Below are 17,837 nucleotides of genomic sequence, written 5' to 3' on the forward strand. Positions count from 1 at the left end.
ATAATGGTTAGATTACAAACCAATTTAGGTGAAATAACAATTGAACTGGATAGCGAAAGGGCGCCTGAAACTGTACAAAATTTTTTAGACTATGTAACCAGTGGATTCTATGACAATACACTGTTTCATCGTGTTATCGATGATTTCATGATTCAAGGGGGTGGATTTGAACCTGGAATGAAACAAAAAACACCTCGCGCGCCTATCCAAAATGAAGCCGCTAACGAGCTCAAAAATGATACTTATACCATAGCAATGGCTCGTACGACTGATGTACACTCTGCGACAGCGCAATTTTTTATCAATGTGGCCAATAACGGATTTCTAAATTATAAGGATCCCTCATCGCACGGCTTTGGTTACTGCGTGTTTGGTAAAGTAATCATGGGTCAGGATGTGGTCGACACAATAAAGAAAGTTAAAACTGGGAATCAAGCTGGGCACCAGAATGTTCCCGTTGAGGATGTAATTATCCAAAAAGCTGAAGTCATTTAATTGCGAATGGGGTTCAGTAATTTTGACTCATCGATCTGCTAAATTCATTAGCTATAGCGCTAGGCCTCGAGCTAAATCGGTCTGAAGATCCTGCACTGACTCTAGTCCCACTGCAATACGCAATAACCCGTCGGATATCCCCGCAGCGTCTCGCGCCTCTTGACTGATTCGTGCGTGGGTTGTCGTTGCAGGATGTGTCAGCGTACTCTTCGTATCGCCTAAATTGGCAGTAATTGATATTAAACGCGTCGAGTCAATAACGCGCCAAGCGGCTTCTTTACCCCCTCTAACCTCAAAAGTAACAATACCTCCGCCAGATCTTTGTTGTTGTTTTGCCAATTCATATTGCGGATGAGACATTAAGCCAGGATAAAATATACGCGTCACATTGGGATGGGACTCAAGCCACTGGGCTAGTTGCAGCGCATTTCTCGAATGCGTTTCCACACGAATTTTAAGTGTTTCCAAACCTTTGAGGATAACCCATGCATTGAATGCACTTAGCGTCGGCCCGGCCGTACGTAAGAATCCATAGATACCACCATCCATTAGCACGTCGCGCTTACCTAAGACAGCACCCCCTAACACTCTTCCTTGTCCATCCAAATATTTGGTAGCTGAGTGAATCACAATATCTGCGCCAAGCTCAAGCGGTTTTTGCAAAACAGGAGTACAGAAGCAGTTATCAACCACTAGCCAAATACCAGATTTCTTCGCAACCTCAGCTAAAGCAGGGATATCCGATACTTCTGTTAATGGATTGGAGGGTGTTTCGAGAAAGAATAGCTTGGTGTTTGTTTTTATGGCAGCTTGCCATGAATGTGTATCCGTTGCCGATACGAAAGTCGTCTCAATATTAAATTTCTTAAGTATGTTATTGAATAAATTTACGGTCGCGCCAAACAAACTCCGTGATGCAACGATATGATCGCCGGCAGATAACAAACCCATGACGCATGCAAGTATGGCTGACATACCGGAAGATGTTGCAATACATGCCTCGGCGTTTTCCAACGCAGCAAGCCGTTCTTCAAATGCGGTTACGGTAGGATTAGTAAATCGGGAATATATATTACCAGGCTCGTTCCCGGAAAAACGGGCAGCAGCTTGCGCGGCACTATCAAATACAAAGCTTGAAGTTAAATACATCGCTTCAGAGTGCTCATTAAACTGGCTACGATGAATACCAGTATGCAGTGCAAGTGTTTCTGGCTGTAATTGATCGGACATATAATTGGAACCTCAAGCAGTAATTATATTTTTCAAAATTTATAGCGATTCAGCGCTGGTCGGTTTTGGATCAATCGGTTAGATAACTCGATTTGTTTTTTCAAGAAACTATTCAGAGAAGACCAAACTCAAGTCCAATTGAGTCTTGTATCTAGTGTGATGTGATAGTTGACTGGAGTTTCTTTGAAATTCGAGGGAATTTAAATAATCTGGCGTTATATCACCAGTAATATAAATTCCATCAAAACACGAAGTCTCAAATTTTTTGACCGCAGGTGAGACTACTGAAACGGCTTGATTGAGCGCATCCAGTTCCTGGAAAATCAGATAGTCAGCACCAATTTCAGTACAAATCTCATCCGTATCACGATCCGTTGCGATTAATTCTTGGCGCGTTGGCATATCGATACCATACACATTGGGATGTCTTACCGGAGGTGCTGCTGAAGCAAAATATATCTTGTTTGCGCCAGCTTCGCGTGCCATCTGTACAATCTCACGACTTGTAGTGCCACGCACAATGGAATCATCGACCAATAAAACATTTTTACCACGAAACTCTATACCCATTGCATTTAATTTTTGCCGCACCGATTTACGTCGTTGTTGTTGTCCTGGCATAATAAAAGTCCGGCCAACATACCGATTTTTAACAAAGCCTTCACGAAAATTAACCCCCAAGCAATTAGCTAACTGTAGAGCACAAGGACGACCTGAATCTGGTATTGGAATAACCACGTCAATATTTAAGTGAGACATTGATCTTTTAATTTTTTCAGCCAAATACTCTCCCATATTTAACCGTGTTTCATAAACAGAGATGCCATCAATTACAGAATCAGGTCTGGCTAAATATACATACTCAAAAATACAGGGGTTTAATGAAGCATTGTTAGCACACTGTTTATTATAAAAGTTACCATCTTCGTCAATAAAAATAGCCTCTCCAGGCTCTACATCACGTATCAGCTTAAATCCGAGGGTATCCAAAGCAACACTTTCGGAAGCAACTAGATATTCATCGCCCATTTCATTTTCTGCAGTTCCAAATACCAAAGGACGTATTCCGCAAGGATCACGAAAAGCGAGTAACCCATACCCGGCAATCATAGCCACGACCGCATACGCGCCTTTACAACGTTTATGTACGCCAGCTACTGCAGCAAAAATGGCTGCGGGATCAAGTTGACAATTGCGCGTACTCTCCTGTAATTCGTGTGCAAGAACATTCAAAAGTACTTCCGAATCGGAATTAGTATTGACATGTCTTAGATCGGCTTTAAACAACTCCTGATTCAGCTGATCAGCATTTGTCAGATTTCCGTTATGACTCAGCACGATACCAAACGGTGAATTCACATAAAAAGGTTGAGCCTCAGCTGGAGAGCGTGCAGACCCTGCAGTAGGATAACGCGCATGGCCGATGCCCATATTCCCAGTCAGAGCTCTCATGTTTCTGGTGCGAAATACATCCCTTACCAGACCAAGCCCTTTATGCATGTGAAAGGTATTACCCTGCGCTGTTACAATACCACTCGCATCTTGTCCACGATGCTGCAACATTAACAGGCCATCATAAAGTAATTGATTAGCTGGTGACTTTGCAACAATGCCGAGAATTCCGCACATAGAAACACTCCGTAAACTTTGCTTTAATCGGCTTAAAAAATAGATATAAATTTGCTTAATGAAGCAATCATTTGAAGCATAGTAAATTTTACTGATGCAGGATCATTTTAAGAATTTTCCTGCCTTTCATAATTGATATGCTTAGATACGTCATTGGGTAACCAAGGCAATATTTGTAATGCTATTGCTTCCAACGGCTTACTCAAAACAGCCTGCTGCCAAAAAACCTGGTTAGGAATCGTCGTTAATCCGGCGATCAGAACCAAAAGCATGACAATAATTAAAGCACGCAAAAAACCAAATACTGAACCCAAAAATCGGTCAATAAATCCTAGCCCAATACCTTTAATAAAAGCGGCCAATAACATGGTTATCAATGCCGTAACTAGCAAAACAGCCAGAAAAGTCAAAACAAATGTAATGGAAAATCTTAACGTGACTCCAGTTATTTCAACCGGCAAAAATTGCTCAAAGAAGGTCGTATACGCACTAGCCACTATAAACGCAACCACCCAACCCGCAATAGCTAATGATTCTCGAACAAATCCACGAAAAACACTTAAAACTATAGATACAAGAAAAATGCTGAGAACAACATAGTCAAAAACAGTCATTGATCAAAATTAATAAATTTTTCCTGAATCATCTTATTTGATTGGACTACTGTGCTACCTGGGAATTATCACTCCGTCCAACCCAATATTTTTTAATTTTTTTAATTCATTGTCAGCTGCGCCTTGCGTCATAAAAGGCCCAACTCGCACACGCGTTACTTCATTATTACCAACTCTAAGTGTTTCGGTATAAGCATTAAAACCACTTGACTCTAAATTTGTATGTTGTTGCTTAGCTTTTGATTGATCTGAAAATGCTCCTAACTGTATAACAAATCCTTTTGCTACATCAGATGAGGTTTGGGGAGCTTTGGTTGTTCCAGTCGCGCTAATCGCTGCAGCAGGTGCATTTGTAGCAGTATGCATAGAATTTGCATTGTTTGCACTTAATATTTCAGTGGATCGCTTATCAAACTTTGGTTTAATACCGGGAATCGGAATACCGTTTTGTTTATACGTATGCGCTTCAATGATCTCTTCTATATTCTGACTATAAATTTCAGGTTCATTCTGTAATTCATTAGCTGCATTCATTTCACTGAAAGGTACCGGAGTCATTTGTTCTGCACTCGAAACAATAGTATTTTTATCAATTCCTGGTAAATTAATAGCAATTTCATGCGTTTCATCATCTGTTTTAGGTTCATCGAATATGGCTGGCAAAACAATGATGGAAACAAGAACCAGAATTATCGCACCGACCAAGCGCCTCCTGGCACGTTTCCGAAGTAATAATTCTTCTTCAGTGATATTTTTAGTCATAAGCAGACCCAATGATTACTTGCTCCGATGTGTGTTTAAGTATTGCAACACGTCACTCACCGTATAGAAAGATCCAAATACGCAGATTCTATCATTTTTACTTGCTTGTTCACAGGCAAAAACAAAAGCAGAAGCAGTATCGGAAAATTTCCGAATATGATCATCATCGGAGGCTTCAGCTTCATGGATTTCATTAATCAAATTATCCGCAGTCACAGCGCGGGAAGAATCGACAGAAGATACGAGCCAATAATCAATATCATTTTTTAAAGCTTGAATAACGCCACAAATATCCTTATCTTGTAACATAGCTACAATTGCATAGGTTTGTCCTGTCGGTCTTGTTGCACGTAGGTTTTGTGACAGCACCATCGCAGCACTGGGATTATGCGCGACATCCAGAATAATCAGCGGTTGTGTTGAAATCACTTGAAATCGTCCCGGAATAATCGCCTCCATTAAACCCTGACGCACATTATTCATACTGACGGGCAGCACTTCGCTCAGCGCATCCAAAGCAGCCAGACAGGTGCTTGCATTTTGTAGCTGTTTTTCTCCTCTTAAAGCTGGAAATGGAAGAGAATAGCGTCTACTTTCCGGACCCCAAAAATCCCAATGCATATCTTGCTTTGAGAATCCGAATTGCTTATTAATCTGATATAAGATTGCGCCGCTCTTTTCAGCTTGCTGGATGACTGACTGTGGCACACCAATTTCCGCACAAATTGCCGGTTTGTTTTTTCTAAAGATAGCAGCTTTTTCAAAACCTATTTTTTCTCGCGTATCGCCAAGGTATTCGACATGATCAAGATCGATACTGGTTAGAATTGAACAATCAGCATCAAAGATATTAACTGCGTCAAGACGCCCTCCTAAGCCAACTTCCAGGATCGCTGCATTGACGTTTGCCTGGACAAAACAATACATAGCGGCCAATGTACCAAATTCAAAATAAGTTAATGAAATGCCTCGAACCCTACAAGCTGAATATATTTGCGTAAAGGCGTTGCAAAGACTCTTATCATCAATGTCTTTTTTACCGATGCGGATCCGTTCATTATAGTGCAGCAAATGAGGAGAAGTGTAACAGCCCACTGCATAGCCCGCACAATGCAATATGGATTCAAGCATTGCACAGACAGATCCTTTACCATTTGTTCCACCAACAATGATGATAGGGAACTGAGGCTGCAACGCAAGCTCTGCTCGAATGTGATTGACTCGCTCCAGTCCCAGTTCAATCGTTTGAGGATGAAACGCCTCGAGATAACTTAACCAATCTGCAACTGAAACAGGAAGCTTATCCGGCACATTCATTGCCCTTTATCAATCCAGAATTTAAGCTATCGGCATAGAAACATGCATCAATTGTGTACAAATATTTACAATTTTGTCACGCATTTGCCTCCGATCGATAATCATATCAATCGCACCATGTTGCAATAAGAACTCAGCGCGCTGAAAACCTTCTGGCAGTGTCTGGCGCACAGTTTGCTCAATTACTCGTGGACCAGCAAAGCCGATAAGTGCTCCTGGTTCCGCAATTACAACATCGCCAATAAAAGCAAAGCTTGCAGATACACCGCCCATGGTAGGATCTGTCAAAACAGAAATATAGGGGAGTTTATTACGACTCAGCCGCGTTAATGCGGCTGTAGTTTTAGCCATTTGCATTAGAGAAAATAAACCTTCTTGCATGCGTGCCCCACCACTCGCACTGAAGCAAATAAACGGGACATGGTTATCAATACAAGCTTTGACACCACGAACAAATCGTTCGCCCACCACAGAGCCCATCGACCCGCCCATAAAACCAAACTCAAACACAGCGACAACAACGGGTATCGTTTTGATAGTCCCTTGCATGACCACTAGAGAGTCATCTTCGTCAGTATTTTCCTTGGCCTGCGCCAGTCGATCAACATAACGTTTACTATCCTTGAATTTCAACGCATCGGTCGCAACCACTTCCACACCAATTTCAAATCGACCTTCGGGATCCAGTAATTGATCAATACGGTCTCTGGCAGAAATGCGATTATGAAAATCACATTTTGGGCAAACACTTAGATTTCTGGCTAGATCGGTATAATACAAGACCGCTTCGCAAGTGATACATTTACTCCACAAACCTTCTGGCACTATTTTCTTTTCGCCGGCTTCTTTGCGTTTAATTTTAGGTGGAATTATATTCTGAAACCAACTCATGAAAACTGTTCCCTAGAATGTATTGTTAGCATTACTCTAATTCTTATCGATAGCATCACGTAATGCTTTTACCAGACTTCCTACATTACTGAATAAGTCCGATTCCGAAGACTTCTCAATTTCCTCGATTATTCTACTACCTACCACCACGGCATCTGATAGTTCTGCCACCGCCTTAGCTGTTACGCCATCGCGTATGCCAAACCCAACACCGATCGGCAACGAAATATACTGACGCAATTGTTTCAGCATAGTACTGACATCTTGCAGATCCAGGTGCGATGCGCCGGTAACCCCTTTAAGAGAAACATAATAAATATAGCCTTTCGCCATCTTTGCTACTTGCTCGATGCGTTGTTGATGCGTAGTGGGGGATAATAGAAAAATTGCATCAATTTGATGCTGCTCCAAGCACTGCACCCATTCACTCGACTCTTCCGGAGGATAATCAACAATAAGAACACCATCAACCCCGCAATCTCTCGCTTTGGCAGCAAATGACACATGACCCAAGGCCTCAACAGGATTTGCATACCCCATCAAAACAATCGGTGTATTTGTATTTGTTTTTCTGAATTCAGCCACTAACTTCAAAACATCATCTAGGCTGACATGATATTTTAACGCACGTTCTGAGGATCTTTGGATGGTAGGCCCATCCGCCATGGGATCGGAAAAAGGAACGCCCAGTTCAATAATATCAGCACCTGACTGAACCAGTTGATGCATTAATTGAACGGTATATTTAGGATGAGGATCACCTGCCGTAATAAAGGGAATCAAGGCTTTCCGATTTTGTTCTTTTAATTCGGCAAATGTTTTAGCAATGCGATGGGTTCTGTTAATATCACTTTGCCCGCTAAAAAAGCTGAGTAAATTTTTAATGCTATCTAGGTTCATCGGCTCAATTCGCTCTCGATTCTTATCAGAAATTCAACAAAACAGCACTGATTATAAGTTTACTACAGTGTTAAACCGGACATTTGCGCAACTGTTGCCATATCCTTGTCGCCACGACCCGATAAATTAACCAGCAACAATTTGTCTTTAGGTAGGGTAGGCGCATATTTGGCCGCGTAAGCCAGCGCATGGCTTGATTCCAGTGCTGGCATAATACCTTCGTATCGGCACAGTGTATGGAACGCTTCCAGCGCTTCATCGTCGGTAATCGCGACATATTCAGCACGTCCGCAATCTTTAAGCCAGGCATGTTCTGGACCTACACCAGGATAATCGAGACCGGCAGAAATTGAGTGTGTTTCAACAATTTGACCATTTTCATCTTGAATCAGATAAGTGCGATTGCCATGCAGCACCCCAGGCCGGCCCATTGATAAAGTCGCCGCGTGTTGATCGGTATCAATTCCTTTCCCTGCAGCTTCAACACCTATCAGTTGAACATTGACATCATCAATATAGGGATAAAATAAACCAATGGCATTCGATCCTCCGCCAACGCATGCAATTAGTGCATCCGGTTGCCGCGTAAAATCCTCTTGCATTTGTATTTTAGCTTCATTCCCTATTACTACTTGAAAATCCCTCACCATCATCGGATACGGATGAGGCCCGGCTACTGTACCAATAATATAAAAAGTATTTTCGACATTAGTAACCCAGTCACGCATCGCCTCGTTTAATGCATCTTTCAATGTTCGCGACCCCGACTCGACCGGCACCACCGTTGCTCCCAGGAGCTTCATACGATAAACATTGGTTGCCTGACGTTTAACATCTTCAGACCCCATATAAACGACACATTCCATGCCATAACGTGCTGCAACCGTAGCACTGGCCACACCATGCTGACCAGCACCGGTTTCAGCAATAACGCGTTTCTTTCCCATACGCCGGGCCAATAAAGCTTGTCCAATCGTATTGTTTATTTTATGTGCGCCGGTATGATTCAGGTCTTCACGTTTTAACAGTATCTGTGCACCTCCTAAATGTTCAGACCATCTTTTAGCATGGTAGATGGGGCTAGGGCGTCCTACGTAATGTTTTAATTCTTCAGCAAATTCTGACTGAAAATTCGCATCGTGACGATAAAATTCATATTGCTCACGCAAATCCTCCAGCGCCGAAATTAATGTTTCAGCAACAAAAATACCTCCGTACGGTCCGAAGTGACCGTTTTTATTTGGAAGATCATAGGCACTCACAATTGTTTTACTCCTTGCATAAAGGCAAAAATCTTTTTTTCATCTTTAATTCCTTTCGAGGCTTCTACACCACTCGAAACATCGACTGCCCATGGCTGAGTTCTCTGAATTGCCATAGACACATTGGCCGGATTTAAACCACCAGACAGAATAAGTGGCAGAGACAAAAATTTAGGTATAAGATCCCACTCAAACACATGCCCAGTACCTCCTGGCATATCGGCCACATAAGTATCAAGCAATAAGCCTTTTGCGGTGCTATATCGCTCAGCATATTGTAGCAAATCTGTGTCTTGTTTGACTCTAATTGCTTTGATATAAGGCTGGGAAAATTGATTACAGAACTCAGGTGTCTCATTACCATGAAATTGAAGCAGATTTAACTTAGCTACTCGAGCAGTTTCTTCAACCCAAGCAATGTCAGGATCAACATAAACACCTACCGTGCAAATGAAAGGTGGGATATTGGCGGAAATGAAGCGTGCAACATTTGGATCAATATAACGTGCGCTCTGGGGCCAAAAAACAAAACCAATAGCATCAACGCCTGAGCGAATTGCTACCGCAGCATCTTCGCATCGAGTAATTCCACACACTTTTACACGCACTGACATATAAATAATAAACTTTGAATGCTTAATTATATAAGAACATGCTGGGGATAAGAGGCGTTTCAGCTAATCTTGGCATGCACCAGCAGGAATCATATTTCACGTCCGCTAAATATAAGCCCGCAGCAGAAAAAGTGGGGGCAGCGTATGCACGATCGCAACCTTCCAGCAACTCAAGCATCCATTCGGAAGAATATTTGCCTTTACCAACATAAACCAGGCAACCAACGATATTTCTTACCATATGCTGCAAGAATGCATTAGCACGTAAATCAAAAACAAACAAATTTCCATGACGAAGAATCTTCAACTGTGTCATTGTGCGTATGGGAGATTTTGCTTGACACCCAGTTGCTCTAAACGAAGAAAAATCATGTTCTCCAATCAGGATATTAGCGGCACGCTGCATTATGTCCAATCGCAGCGGTTGATGAAACCATCCAATTTTTTTATGATTAATTCCTGGGCGCACAGGCTGATTTAGTAATAAATATAAATAACGTCGCTCAACTGCACTATATCTCGCATGAAACTTGTCGGACGTTTCAGATGCCCACAAAACAGCAATATCGTCAGGCAAAAACGCGTTTACACCGCGCACCCATGCAGTGACAGGACGTTGCACGGAAGTATCAAAATGCACGACCTGATAGAGTGCGTGAACACCTGTATCAGTCCTCCCAGCAGTGATTACGCGTATTTTCTCCTGAGCTATTTGGGATAAGGCAGTTTCCAGTGCATCCTGTATTGAACAATTTTCCGGTTGACTTTGCCAGCCACAATAACGACTGCCGTCATATTCTAGAATCAAAATTATTCGCACAAATAGAAGCTGCCTTTCTAAATAAGCTGTAACAAACTAGATAAAAATCATTACAGATCTTTTAACATTTTCTTTGCAGCTCTTTTTTGCTTTGCATCACCGTCTCGGATGACTTCTTCAAGCATTTCTTTGGCACCCTCTTTATCATCCATCTCTTGATATGCTTTTGCCAAATCTAATTTTGTCTCAACTTCTTGCCATGCTTCACTTTGAGTGCTTAAATCTTCCTTTTTAACTTTGTCATCGCTTGCGCCAGAATCTTCTAGATCCAAATTAATAGCTGCCAAATCAATCTCAGGAACTATCGCTGAAGAATTTGATTCTTTATCATTTTGTGTAATATCTGGAGATTGATCGAACTCCAGAGGATCATTATCGAGTGCAGGCTTTCCTGAATCAGTGCTGCTACCTTCACTGAGTGTTGGAATCTCAATTTCGTTTAGGTTTTGTTTATCTGTCAAATCAATTTCTGAAGGAGAAAACTCAAAATCGTCCTTATTCTTTTCTGCAGTTTTATCACTTGAATTGACAACAGCAGGCGGTTGTTCTGGCTCATCAAAGTCAATCTCGACCGCATAATCAGAATCAGAAACATTTTCAGCTTCTTTTATTTGCTCGGCATCCTTTAATTCAGTTTTTCCTTTCGTTGCAATTTCATCTGCTTCATCATTCAAATTAAAATCAATTTGATTTGCAAATTCAACAGGATCCTTATCTTCAGTAGAATCAATTGATTGAATAAATTCTTCTTCAGAATCCTTTTTTAAGTTTCTATTGATAATCTGTGAATCTTCCGGGAATGTCTCATCGCCAACCTGAGACTCTGTAATCGACTCAGTTTCAGGCTCAGATTGCAAAGCATGTTCGGCATTGTCTTCGTAAGACAAATCAGGATCTCTATTAAATTCCTCTGACTCATCGGCTTGAGAATAAGGGTCTGCATCTTGAAAAGATTGGTTATGATCCAAATTCTCAGATGATGATTGATCTTCCGCCGTAACAGACGCAGCTTTAGCAGCAGCCATTGAGGCTATTCGGGAACGCATTGCTGAAGAATAATCTTCTTCATTATTTTCTTCTACTTCGTCATCGTCGTATGATTGATTTTTGCGTCTTTTAAGAATCAGTAAGATAAGTAACAACAGCAGAATTAAAGCAGCACCGATGTATTCGATATAATCATATGCCTGATCAAGCAGTGATTGACCAGCTTCTTCATCAGATATTGCAGAAGGCGCATTGACTTCCGGCGCTTCTGTAACTGGTTGAATTATCGGTGTCTCCTCTTGTACAGACACAGAATCCAAAGCTGCGTTCTCGGTAACCGAAACCTCGTCTGCCGGAACTTGTGATTCCGGTTTATTAATTGATGTTGGAACTGATTCCGCCTTAATTTGTGCCTGCGCTAACACCGAATCCTTCAGCTCTAGTAATTGTTTCAAGTTCTCAACACTCTTTTCCAGCATAGCTACACGTTCATTCGCTTCCTTTAATGCAAGATTTCGCGCAATCGCATCCTCTTCCATCATACGAAGACGATCAACCAATGTAGATTCAGCAATCTGACCATCTGTGTCAAGTAACTGTGCTCCGCTGGATAGTTTCAGAACCTCTTTGGGTGCATCGGGAGTTGATGTCGACTTTTTATCAATGCTGGTTGTAATCTGACCTTGATCTGATTGACTGATTGTATGAGGTGCTACAGATTCCTGGCTAATTGCTGCCAACCGCTCCCTATAATTACGCCAATCTGCTATTTGTGTTTTTATTTCGGTTCTCGCGGCTGATGAATCAATTGCTGTTACTTCATTCATCTCAGGCACTTTCAAAATCACGCCTGTCCTGAGTAAATTCATGTTATTCGCGATAAAAGCCTCGCGATTAGCGCGATAAAGCGCCACCAGCATTTGATTAAGATCGACACCAGCGGGCAATACCTGACTCGCAATCGATGATAAGGTATCACCTCGGTTAACTGGGCCATAGGTCTTATTGGATAGACTGGATGTATCAGCAGTTGATGGAACCGAATTTGTAATTGGATTATCATTTTCGATGCGCGGTGATCTTTCTACATCAAATCCTGATGCACCAACTATAGGTGGAGGGTTTGTATTGGCTGCTACCAGATTTTGTGCTGGCGACTCAACAGGATCGAGCAGAACGGTATATTCCCGTAAAATGCGCCCTGAAGACCAATTTAACTCCATCAATAACATTAAAAACGGATCATTAACCGCTTGCGGCGAAGTCAATTTGATGAAAGGGTTACCATTTGCTCTCGTTTCGATTGAAACTTTGAAAGCTGACAAAACAGATTCATAGCTTATGCCGGCTTGTGCGAATGCTTCACGAGTAGCCACACTAGCATTTAGAGATGGTATTTCATCAGTATCGGTCGATACGATATCGATTTCAGCGCTAAAAGGCTGCCCCAGCGCAGAGTTAAGCGTCAATTTACCGAGTCCAGCTGCTTGAACAGCAACCCATGGCAACATCAGAATAATTGCAAACAAGCTTACTTTAAAAGATGTTTTATACACCGAAGTACCCTCTCTAGTTTTTTGGAAATAAATATCGAAAGGCTAGTATTGCAACATAATCACACTAGTTAGTTGCGATTACGCCTCAAATTACAAGCGAATTAAACAAACCCATAATCAATTAAAGCACCTCACAATACATGTAAGGTGTGAAATATATGCTCTTCAAGTTGCTGGTTCTATCTACCAATATTCGCTAATGTAACGAAAGATTAAACTCGAAATTTAAAATACTACATTCGACTATTGTATTCAGGATATCGATATAAAGATATTTAGTGTGCAATCAGTATGCGCAGCATTCTACGCAATGGCTCTGCGGCACCCCAAAGTAATTGATCGCCTACGGTAAAAACAGATAAGTATTCTCCGCCCATTGTCAGTTTGCGTAATCGCCCTACCGGTATTGATAAAGTACCCGTTACTGCCGTTGGCGTTAGTTGTGAGGTAGTTGCCTCTCTCTCATTGGGAACAACTTTAACCCAATCATTTGAATTTGCAACAATTTCTTCAATTTCATCTAATGGCACATCTTGTTTTAGCTTAATGGTTAACGCTTGACTATGGCACCTCATTGCACCAACACGTACACAAATACCATCAACAGGAATTTCCCGGTCGCTTGTTCCAAGAATTTTATTGGTTTCGGCTTGTCCCTTCCATTCTTCTCGACTTTGTCCATTAGCAACTTCTTTGTCAATCCAGGGAATCAAACTGCCCGCTAACGGAACGCCAAAATTTTCAGTTGGAAATTTTTTATCACGTAATGTGCCAGCAACTTCGCGATCAATATCCAAAATACTGGAAGCAGGATTATCCAACAAATCTTTCGCCACTCGATGTGCCTCACCCATTTGCTGCAACAGTTCACGCATATTTTTGGCTCCAGCACCCGATGCTGCTTGATAAGTCATGGCGCTCATCCAGTCCACCATGCCTTTTTCAAAAAGACCGCCAACCGCCATTAACATCAAGCTAACTGTACAATTGCCACCAATATAATTTTTTACTCCGTTATGAAGAGCCTGCTCAATCACAGGTTTATTGACCGGATCCAATATGATCACGGCATCTTTTTCCATGCGCAATGCTGAAGCGGCATCAACCCAATATCCTTGCCAACCCGATTGACGCAACAGTTTAAAAATCTGATGCGTATAATCCCCACCTTGACATGAAATGATGATATCCATCGCGCTCAGTTGACCAATATCAAAGGCATCTTTTAACGGAGGCGTCTCCTTGCCAATTTCAGGACTTACGCCACCTTTTTGTGAAGTTGTAAAAAAAACAGGATCAATCAGAGAAAAATCTTCTTCTTCTCGCATTCTCTGCATTAGCACAGATCCAACCATCCCACGCCAACCCACAAAACCAACTTGCTTCATTGCTTATCTCTTTTTCTAAAATTGACAATCCGTTAATCAAATAAAAAAACTGCATAAATATTAACTTACTTTATAAAATGATACAAAATGATTAATACATTAATTACACCTTTATTTCCTAATCATGCATTAATTTGTCATTAAATATAATTACAGCATTGCCAAAACCATATCCCCCATGACTTTTGTGCCTACAGATTTCATGCCGGCCTCATCAATATCTTTTGTCCTGTAGCTCGCCGCTAAAACTTTTTTAACCGCATTTTCTATGCGCTTTGCCGCCTCTTCCTGATTGAATGTGTAGCGCAGCATCATGGCTACTGACAATATTGTCGCAAGTGGATTAGCGATATCCTTTCCAGCGATATCGGGTGCTGAACCGTGAATGGGTTCATATAATCCTTTGTTATTCTCATCTAAGGAAGCTGAAGGCAACATGCCAATGGATCCTGTTAACATGGAGGCTTCGTCAGACAATATGTCACCAAACATATTCCCGGTGACCATGACGTCAAATTGTTTTGGATTACGAACCAATTGCATAGCAGCATTATCAACCAACATATGCGACAAAGTCACTTGCGGGTATTCCTTAGCAACCTCAGTGACAACGTCACGCCATAATTGTGTACATTCCAACACATTCATTTTATCTACGGAACACAATTTACCTTGACGCTTAGCAGCCGTTTGGAACGCAACATGTGCGATGCGTCGTATTTCCGCTTCACTGTAGATCATGGTATTAAAACCGACACGCTCTCCATGACGGGTCTCAATCCCGCGCGGCTCACCAAAATAAATATCGCCGGTCAATTCACGCACGATCATGATATCGAGACCGGCAACCACATCGTACTTTAAACTAGAGGCATTGGCGAGTTCCGGATAAAGCATCGCGGGACGCAAATTAGCAAATAAATTAAGCTTCTTGCGAATCGCAAGTAAACCACGCTCAGGACGTTGCTCGCGCGGCAAAGCATCATATTGCGGGCCTCCAACAGCGCCCAAGAGAACTGCATCTGCCTGACTGGCTAATTGATGGGTCGCATCAGGGTACGGCTCTCCAATGGCGTCAACTGCACAGCCTCCGATCAATCCGTATTCCAATTCAATACCCAGACCATCAGTTTTCAAAGCATCTAATACACGCACGGCCTGAGCAACAATTTCCGGCCCGATACCATCGCCCCCTAATACAGCAATTTTCATTTTATCCCACTTTCACACGGTCACTTACATAAACAACCAAGGCTGTTCATTGCGTCGTTTCTGCTCAAATTGATTAATCTTTTCAGCGTGCTGCAGGGTTAAGCCAATATCATCCAAGCCATTGAGCAAGCACTGTTTACGGAAAATATCAATCTCGAATGTAAATTCTTCTCTTTTTGGAGAAATGACCTTTTGATTCTGAAGGTCTACCGTCAATCGGTACCCTTCTGTTGATTTTACTTCCTCAAATAGGTAGTCCAATATCGCCGCGTCCAGAACAACTGGCAACAAACCAATCTTATAACAATTATTAAAGAAGATGTCCGCAAAACTAGGGGCGACAATGACGCGAAAACCGTAATCTTGGAGCGACCAAGGAGCGTGTTCACGACTTGATCCGCAGCCAAAATTTGCACGTGCCAGCAATATCTGCACACCTTGGTAACGGGGTAGGTTTAACACAAACGCCGGATTCAGTTTACGTTGCGATGAATCCATGCCTGGCTCGCCATGATCCAGATATCGCCATTCATCAAATAGGTTTTGACCAAAACCGGTGCGTTTAATTGATTTGAGAAACTGCTTCGGGATGATGGCATCAGTATCAATATTAGCTCGATCCATAGGTGCCACTAGCGCTGTAATTGTTTCAAATTTTTCCATTAATTTATATCTTATCTGACCAAGTGTACTTGCTGTTCATGCACAGCAAAAAACTGCTTTTCATTATTAGTTAGTCAGTTTACGTACATCAACAAAATGTCCTGCAATTGCTGCAGCAGCAGCCATTGCAGGACTAACCAAATGCGTTCTGCCACCCGGGCCTTGACGGCCTTCGAAATTTCGATTTGAGGTTGAAGCACAGCGTTCACCAGCGATCAATCGGTCGTCATTCATTGCTAAACACATAGAACAACCTGGTTCACGCCATTCGAACCCGGCTGAGCGAAAAATTTGATCCAGCCCCTCCTGCTCTGCTTGTTTCTTGACCAAACCTGATCCTGGAACTACCAGCGCCAGCTTAATATTAGCCGCAATATGCTTCCCTTTGACAATCTGAGCCGCCGCGCGCAGATCTTCAATACGTGAATTGGTGCAGGAACCGATAAAAATCTTGTCCAGGTTAATTTGCTGAATCGGAGTATTGGCATTTAGCCCCATGTAGTTTAGTGCTTGTTGCATATCGTGTCGCTTCACTTCATCGGCAACACGGGCAGGATCAGGCACGATTCCATCGATTGTTGTCACCATTTCGGGAGATGTGCCCCAAGTCACCTGAGGTTTGATCTGCGCAGCGTCTAATGTCACTGTTCGATCAAACACCGCATCAGCATCGCTACGCAGTGTGCGCCAGAATGCAACAGCGCTATCCCATAATTCGTTTTTTGGTGCAAACGGTCGTCCTTTGATGTAATCAATGGTTGTATCATCCACAGCTACCATCCCCGCACGTGCACCCGCTTCAATCGCCATATTGCACAGCGTCATTCTTCCTTCCATCGATAACGCGCGGATAGCACTGCCAGTAAATTCAATTGCATAACCAGTTCCACCTGCAGTACCAATATCACCGATAATCGCTAAAGCAATATCTTTGGCAGTAATGCCTGGGCCCAAATTGCCTTCCACCGAGACGCGCATGGTTTTAGATTTCTTCATCAACAGACATTGTGTAGCTAATACATGCTCAACCTCTGAGGTGCCAATCCCAAAAGCCAAACACCCAAATGCACCATGCGTGCTGGTATGCGAGTCACCACAAACTACTGTCATGCCTGGCAACGTAGCGCCTTGCTCAGGACCAATCACATGCACAATACCTTGACGCAAGTCATTCATCTTGAACTCAGTAATTCCCAGTTCATCGCAATTCTGATCTAGTGTATCGACTTGCAAGCGAGAAATGGGATCCTGAATACCTTGACTGCGGTCGGTAGTCGGAACATTGTGGTCTGCAACCGCAAGTATAGAATTAAGACGCCAAGGTCTCCGCCCAGCCAGTTTCAGACTTTCAAACGCTTGCGGACTAGTCACTTCATGCACTAAATGACGATCAATATAAATCAATGCCATACTACCCGGATCATCAGATTCAGTATGTACCAGATGTTGATTCCAAAGTTTGTCGTATAATGTTTGCATCAGTAAAAAATAAAATCG

General features: G+C 42.3%; 17 protein-coding genes. 2 read left to right on the forward strand and 15 right to left on the reverse strand.

Annotated features, from left to right (window positions below; translation table 11 throughout):
• Positions 1–3: 3 nt before the first annotated feature.
• On the forward strand, positions 4–495 hold the full coding sequence (locus tag Q0C11_RS05125; protein ID WP_293006330.1) for a peptidylprolyl isomerase: 492 nt from the start codon (positions 4–6) through the stop codon (positions 493–495).
• Between the two features lie 51 nt (positions 496–546).
• Here Q0C11_RS05125 and Q0C11_RS05130 read toward each other — a convergent pair whose 3' ends face one another.
• The 11 genes from Q0C11_RS05130 to Q0C11_RS05180 form a co-directional block, all read right to left on the reverse strand.
• Complete coding sequence (locus tag Q0C11_RS05130) at positions 547–1,725, reverse strand: O-succinylhomoserine sulfhydrylase (RefSeq protein WP_293006331.1); 1,179 nt, start codon at positions 1,723–1,725, stop codon at positions 547–549.
• Between the two features lie 108 nt (positions 1,726–1,833).
• Entirely contained in the window at positions 1,834–3,354 is a 1,521-nt protein-coding gene (gene purF, locus Q0C11_RS05135) for an amidophosphoribosyltransferase (protein ID WP_293006333.1), read from the reverse strand.
• A 107-nt stretch (positions 3,355–3,461) separates the two neighbouring features.
• Positions 3,462–3,968 carry a CvpA family protein gene (locus tag Q0C11_RS05140; protein WP_293006334.1) on the reverse strand — a complete coding sequence of 169 codons (507 nt, stop codon included), beginning with the start codon at positions 3,966–3,968 and terminating at the stop codon, positions 3,462–3,464.
• A 54-nt stretch (positions 3,969–4,022) separates the two neighbouring features.
• On the reverse strand, positions 4,023–4,730 hold the full coding sequence (locus Q0C11_RS05145; protein ID WP_293006336.1) for an SPOR domain-containing protein: 708 nt from the start codon (positions 4,728–4,730) through the stop codon (positions 4,023–4,025).
• 15 nt (positions 4,731–4,745) lie between these two features.
• Positions 4,746–6,047, reverse strand: a complete 1,302-nt coding sequence (folC, locus tag Q0C11_RS05150; RefSeq protein ID WP_293006338.1) for a bifunctional tetrahydrofolate synthase/dihydrofolate synthase — start codon at positions 6,045–6,047, stop codon at positions 4,746–4,748.
• A gap of 21 nt (positions 6,048–6,068) precedes the next feature.
• Positions 6,069–6,938: an acetyl-CoA carboxylase, carboxyltransferase subunit beta gene (gene accD, locus Q0C11_RS05155; protein ID WP_293006340.1), complete on the reverse strand. Its 870-nt coding sequence runs from the start codon at positions 6,936–6,938 to the stop codon at positions 6,069–6,071.
• A 36-nt stretch (positions 6,939–6,974) separates the two neighbouring features.
• Positions 6,975–7,838, reverse strand: a complete 864-nt coding sequence (trpA, locus tag Q0C11_RS05160) for a tryptophan synthase subunit alpha (protein WP_293006342.1) — start codon at positions 7,836–7,838, stop codon at positions 6,975–6,977.
• Between the two features lie 62 nt (positions 7,839–7,900).
• Complete coding sequence (gene trpB / locus Q0C11_RS05165; RefSeq protein ID WP_293006344.1) at positions 7,901–9,100, reverse strand: tryptophan synthase subunit beta; 1,200 nt, start codon at positions 9,098–9,100, stop codon at positions 7,901–7,903.
• Positions 9,097–9,714, reverse strand: a complete 618-nt coding sequence (locus tag Q0C11_RS05170; RefSeq protein WP_293006346.1) for a phosphoribosylanthranilate isomerase — start codon at positions 9,712–9,714, stop codon at positions 9,097–9,099. The genes trpB and Q0C11_RS05170 overlap by 4 nt, the downstream gene beginning before the upstream one ends.
• 22 nt (positions 9,715–9,736) lie before the next feature.
• A complete protein-coding gene (gene truA, locus Q0C11_RS05175) occupies positions 9,737–10,534 on the reverse strand; it encodes a tRNA pseudouridine(38-40) synthase TruA (protein ID WP_293006348.1) in 798 nt (265 codons plus the stop codon).
• Between the two features lie 50 nt (positions 10,535–10,584).
• Positions 10,585–12,633, reverse strand: coding sequence for a FimV/HubP family polar landmark protein (locus tag Q0C11_RS05180; RefSeq protein WP_293006376.1), 2,049 nt, complete (start codon positions 12,631–12,633; stop codon positions 10,585–10,587).
• Between Q0C11_RS05180 and Q0C11_RS05185 the strand changes: the two genes are divergently transcribed.
• Positions 12,527–12,859: a hypothetical protein gene (locus Q0C11_RS05185; RefSeq protein WP_293006378.1), complete on the forward strand. Its 333-nt coding sequence runs from the start codon at positions 12,527–12,529 to the stop codon at positions 12,857–12,859. The genes Q0C11_RS05180 and Q0C11_RS05185 overlap by 107 nt on opposite strands.
• A 493-nt stretch (positions 12,860–13,352) precedes the next feature.
• Here Q0C11_RS05185 and asd read toward each other — a convergent pair whose 3' ends face one another.
• From asd to leuC, 4 genes are all read right to left on the reverse strand, one after another.
• Positions 13,353–14,465: an aspartate-semialdehyde dehydrogenase gene (asd, locus tag Q0C11_RS05190; RefSeq protein ID WP_293006350.1), complete on the reverse strand. Its 1,113-nt coding sequence runs from the start codon at positions 14,463–14,465 to the stop codon at positions 13,353–13,355.
• Positions 14,466–14,615: 150 nt separating this feature from the next.
• Positions 14,616–15,677, reverse strand: a complete 1,062-nt coding sequence (gene leuB, locus Q0C11_RS05195) for a 3-isopropylmalate dehydrogenase (protein WP_293006352.1) — start codon at positions 15,675–15,677, stop codon at positions 14,616–14,618.
• 24 nt (positions 15,678–15,701) lie between these two features.
• A complete protein-coding gene (gene leuD, locus Q0C11_RS05200) occupies positions 15,702–16,340 on the reverse strand; it encodes a 3-isopropylmalate dehydratase small subunit (RefSeq protein WP_293006354.1) in 639 nt (212 codons plus the stop codon).
• Positions 16,341–16,406: 66 nt separating this feature from the next.
• Complete coding sequence (gene leuC, locus Q0C11_RS05205; RefSeq protein WP_293006356.1) at positions 16,407–17,819, reverse strand: 3-isopropylmalate dehydratase large subunit; 1,413 nt, start codon at positions 17,817–17,819, stop codon at positions 16,407–16,409.
• Between the last annotated feature and the right edge of the window lie 18 nt (positions 17,820–17,837).

It is taken from the genome of Nitrosomonas sp. (assembly GCF_022842015.1).
In the GTDB taxonomy this organism is placed as follows: domain Bacteria; phylum Pseudomonadota; class Gammaproteobacteria; order Burkholderiales; family Nitrosomonadaceae; genus Nitrosomonas.

Coding starts and splice junctions, on each gene's coding strand:
- accD (WP_293006340.1), bottom strand. CDS start 6,938: ATGAGTTGGTTTCAGAATATAATTCCACCTAAAATTAAACGCAAAGAA.
- leuD (WP_293006354.1), bottom strand. CDS start 16,340: ATGGAAAAATTTGAAACAATTACAGCGCTAGTGGCACCTATGGATCGA.
- Q0C11_RS05145 (WP_293006336.1), bottom strand. CDS start 4,730: ATGACTAAAAATATCACTGAAGAAGAATTATTACTTCGGAAACGTGCC.
- Q0C11_RS05140 (WP_293006334.1), bottom strand. CDS start 3,968: ATGACTGTTTTTGACTATGTTGTTCTCAGCATTTTTCTTGTATCTATA.
- Q0C11_RS05130 (WP_293006331.1), bottom strand. CDS start 1,725: ATGTCCGATCAATTACAGCCAGAAACACTTGCACTGCATACTGGTATT.
- purF (WP_293006333.1), bottom strand. CDS start 3,354: ATGTGCGGAATTCTCGGCATTGTTGCAAAGTCACCAGCTAATCAATTA.
- trpA (WP_293006342.1), bottom strand. CDS start 7,838: ATGAACCTAGATAGCATTAAAAATTTACTCAGCTTTTTTAGCGGGCAA.
- Q0C11_RS05125 (WP_293006330.1), top strand. CDS start 4: ATGGTTAGATTACAAACCAATTTAGGTGAAATAACAATTGAACTGGAT.
- leuB (WP_293006352.1), bottom strand. CDS start 15,677: ATGAAAATTGCTGTATTAGGGGGCGATGGTATCGGGCCGGAAATTGTT.
- leuC (WP_293006356.1), bottom strand. CDS start 17,819: ATGCAAACATTATACGACAAACTTTGGAATCAACATCTGGTACATACT.
- asd (WP_293006350.1), bottom strand. CDS start 14,465: ATGAAGCAAGTTGGTTTTGTGGGTTGGCGTGGGATGGTTGGATCTGTG.
- folC (WP_293006338.1), bottom strand. CDS start 6,047: ATGAATGTGCCGGATAAGCTTCCTGTTTCAGTTGCAGATTGGTTAAGT.
- Q0C11_RS05170 (WP_293006346.1), bottom strand. CDS start 9,714: ATGTCAGTGCGTGTAAAAGTGTGTGGAATTACTCGATGCGAAGATGCT.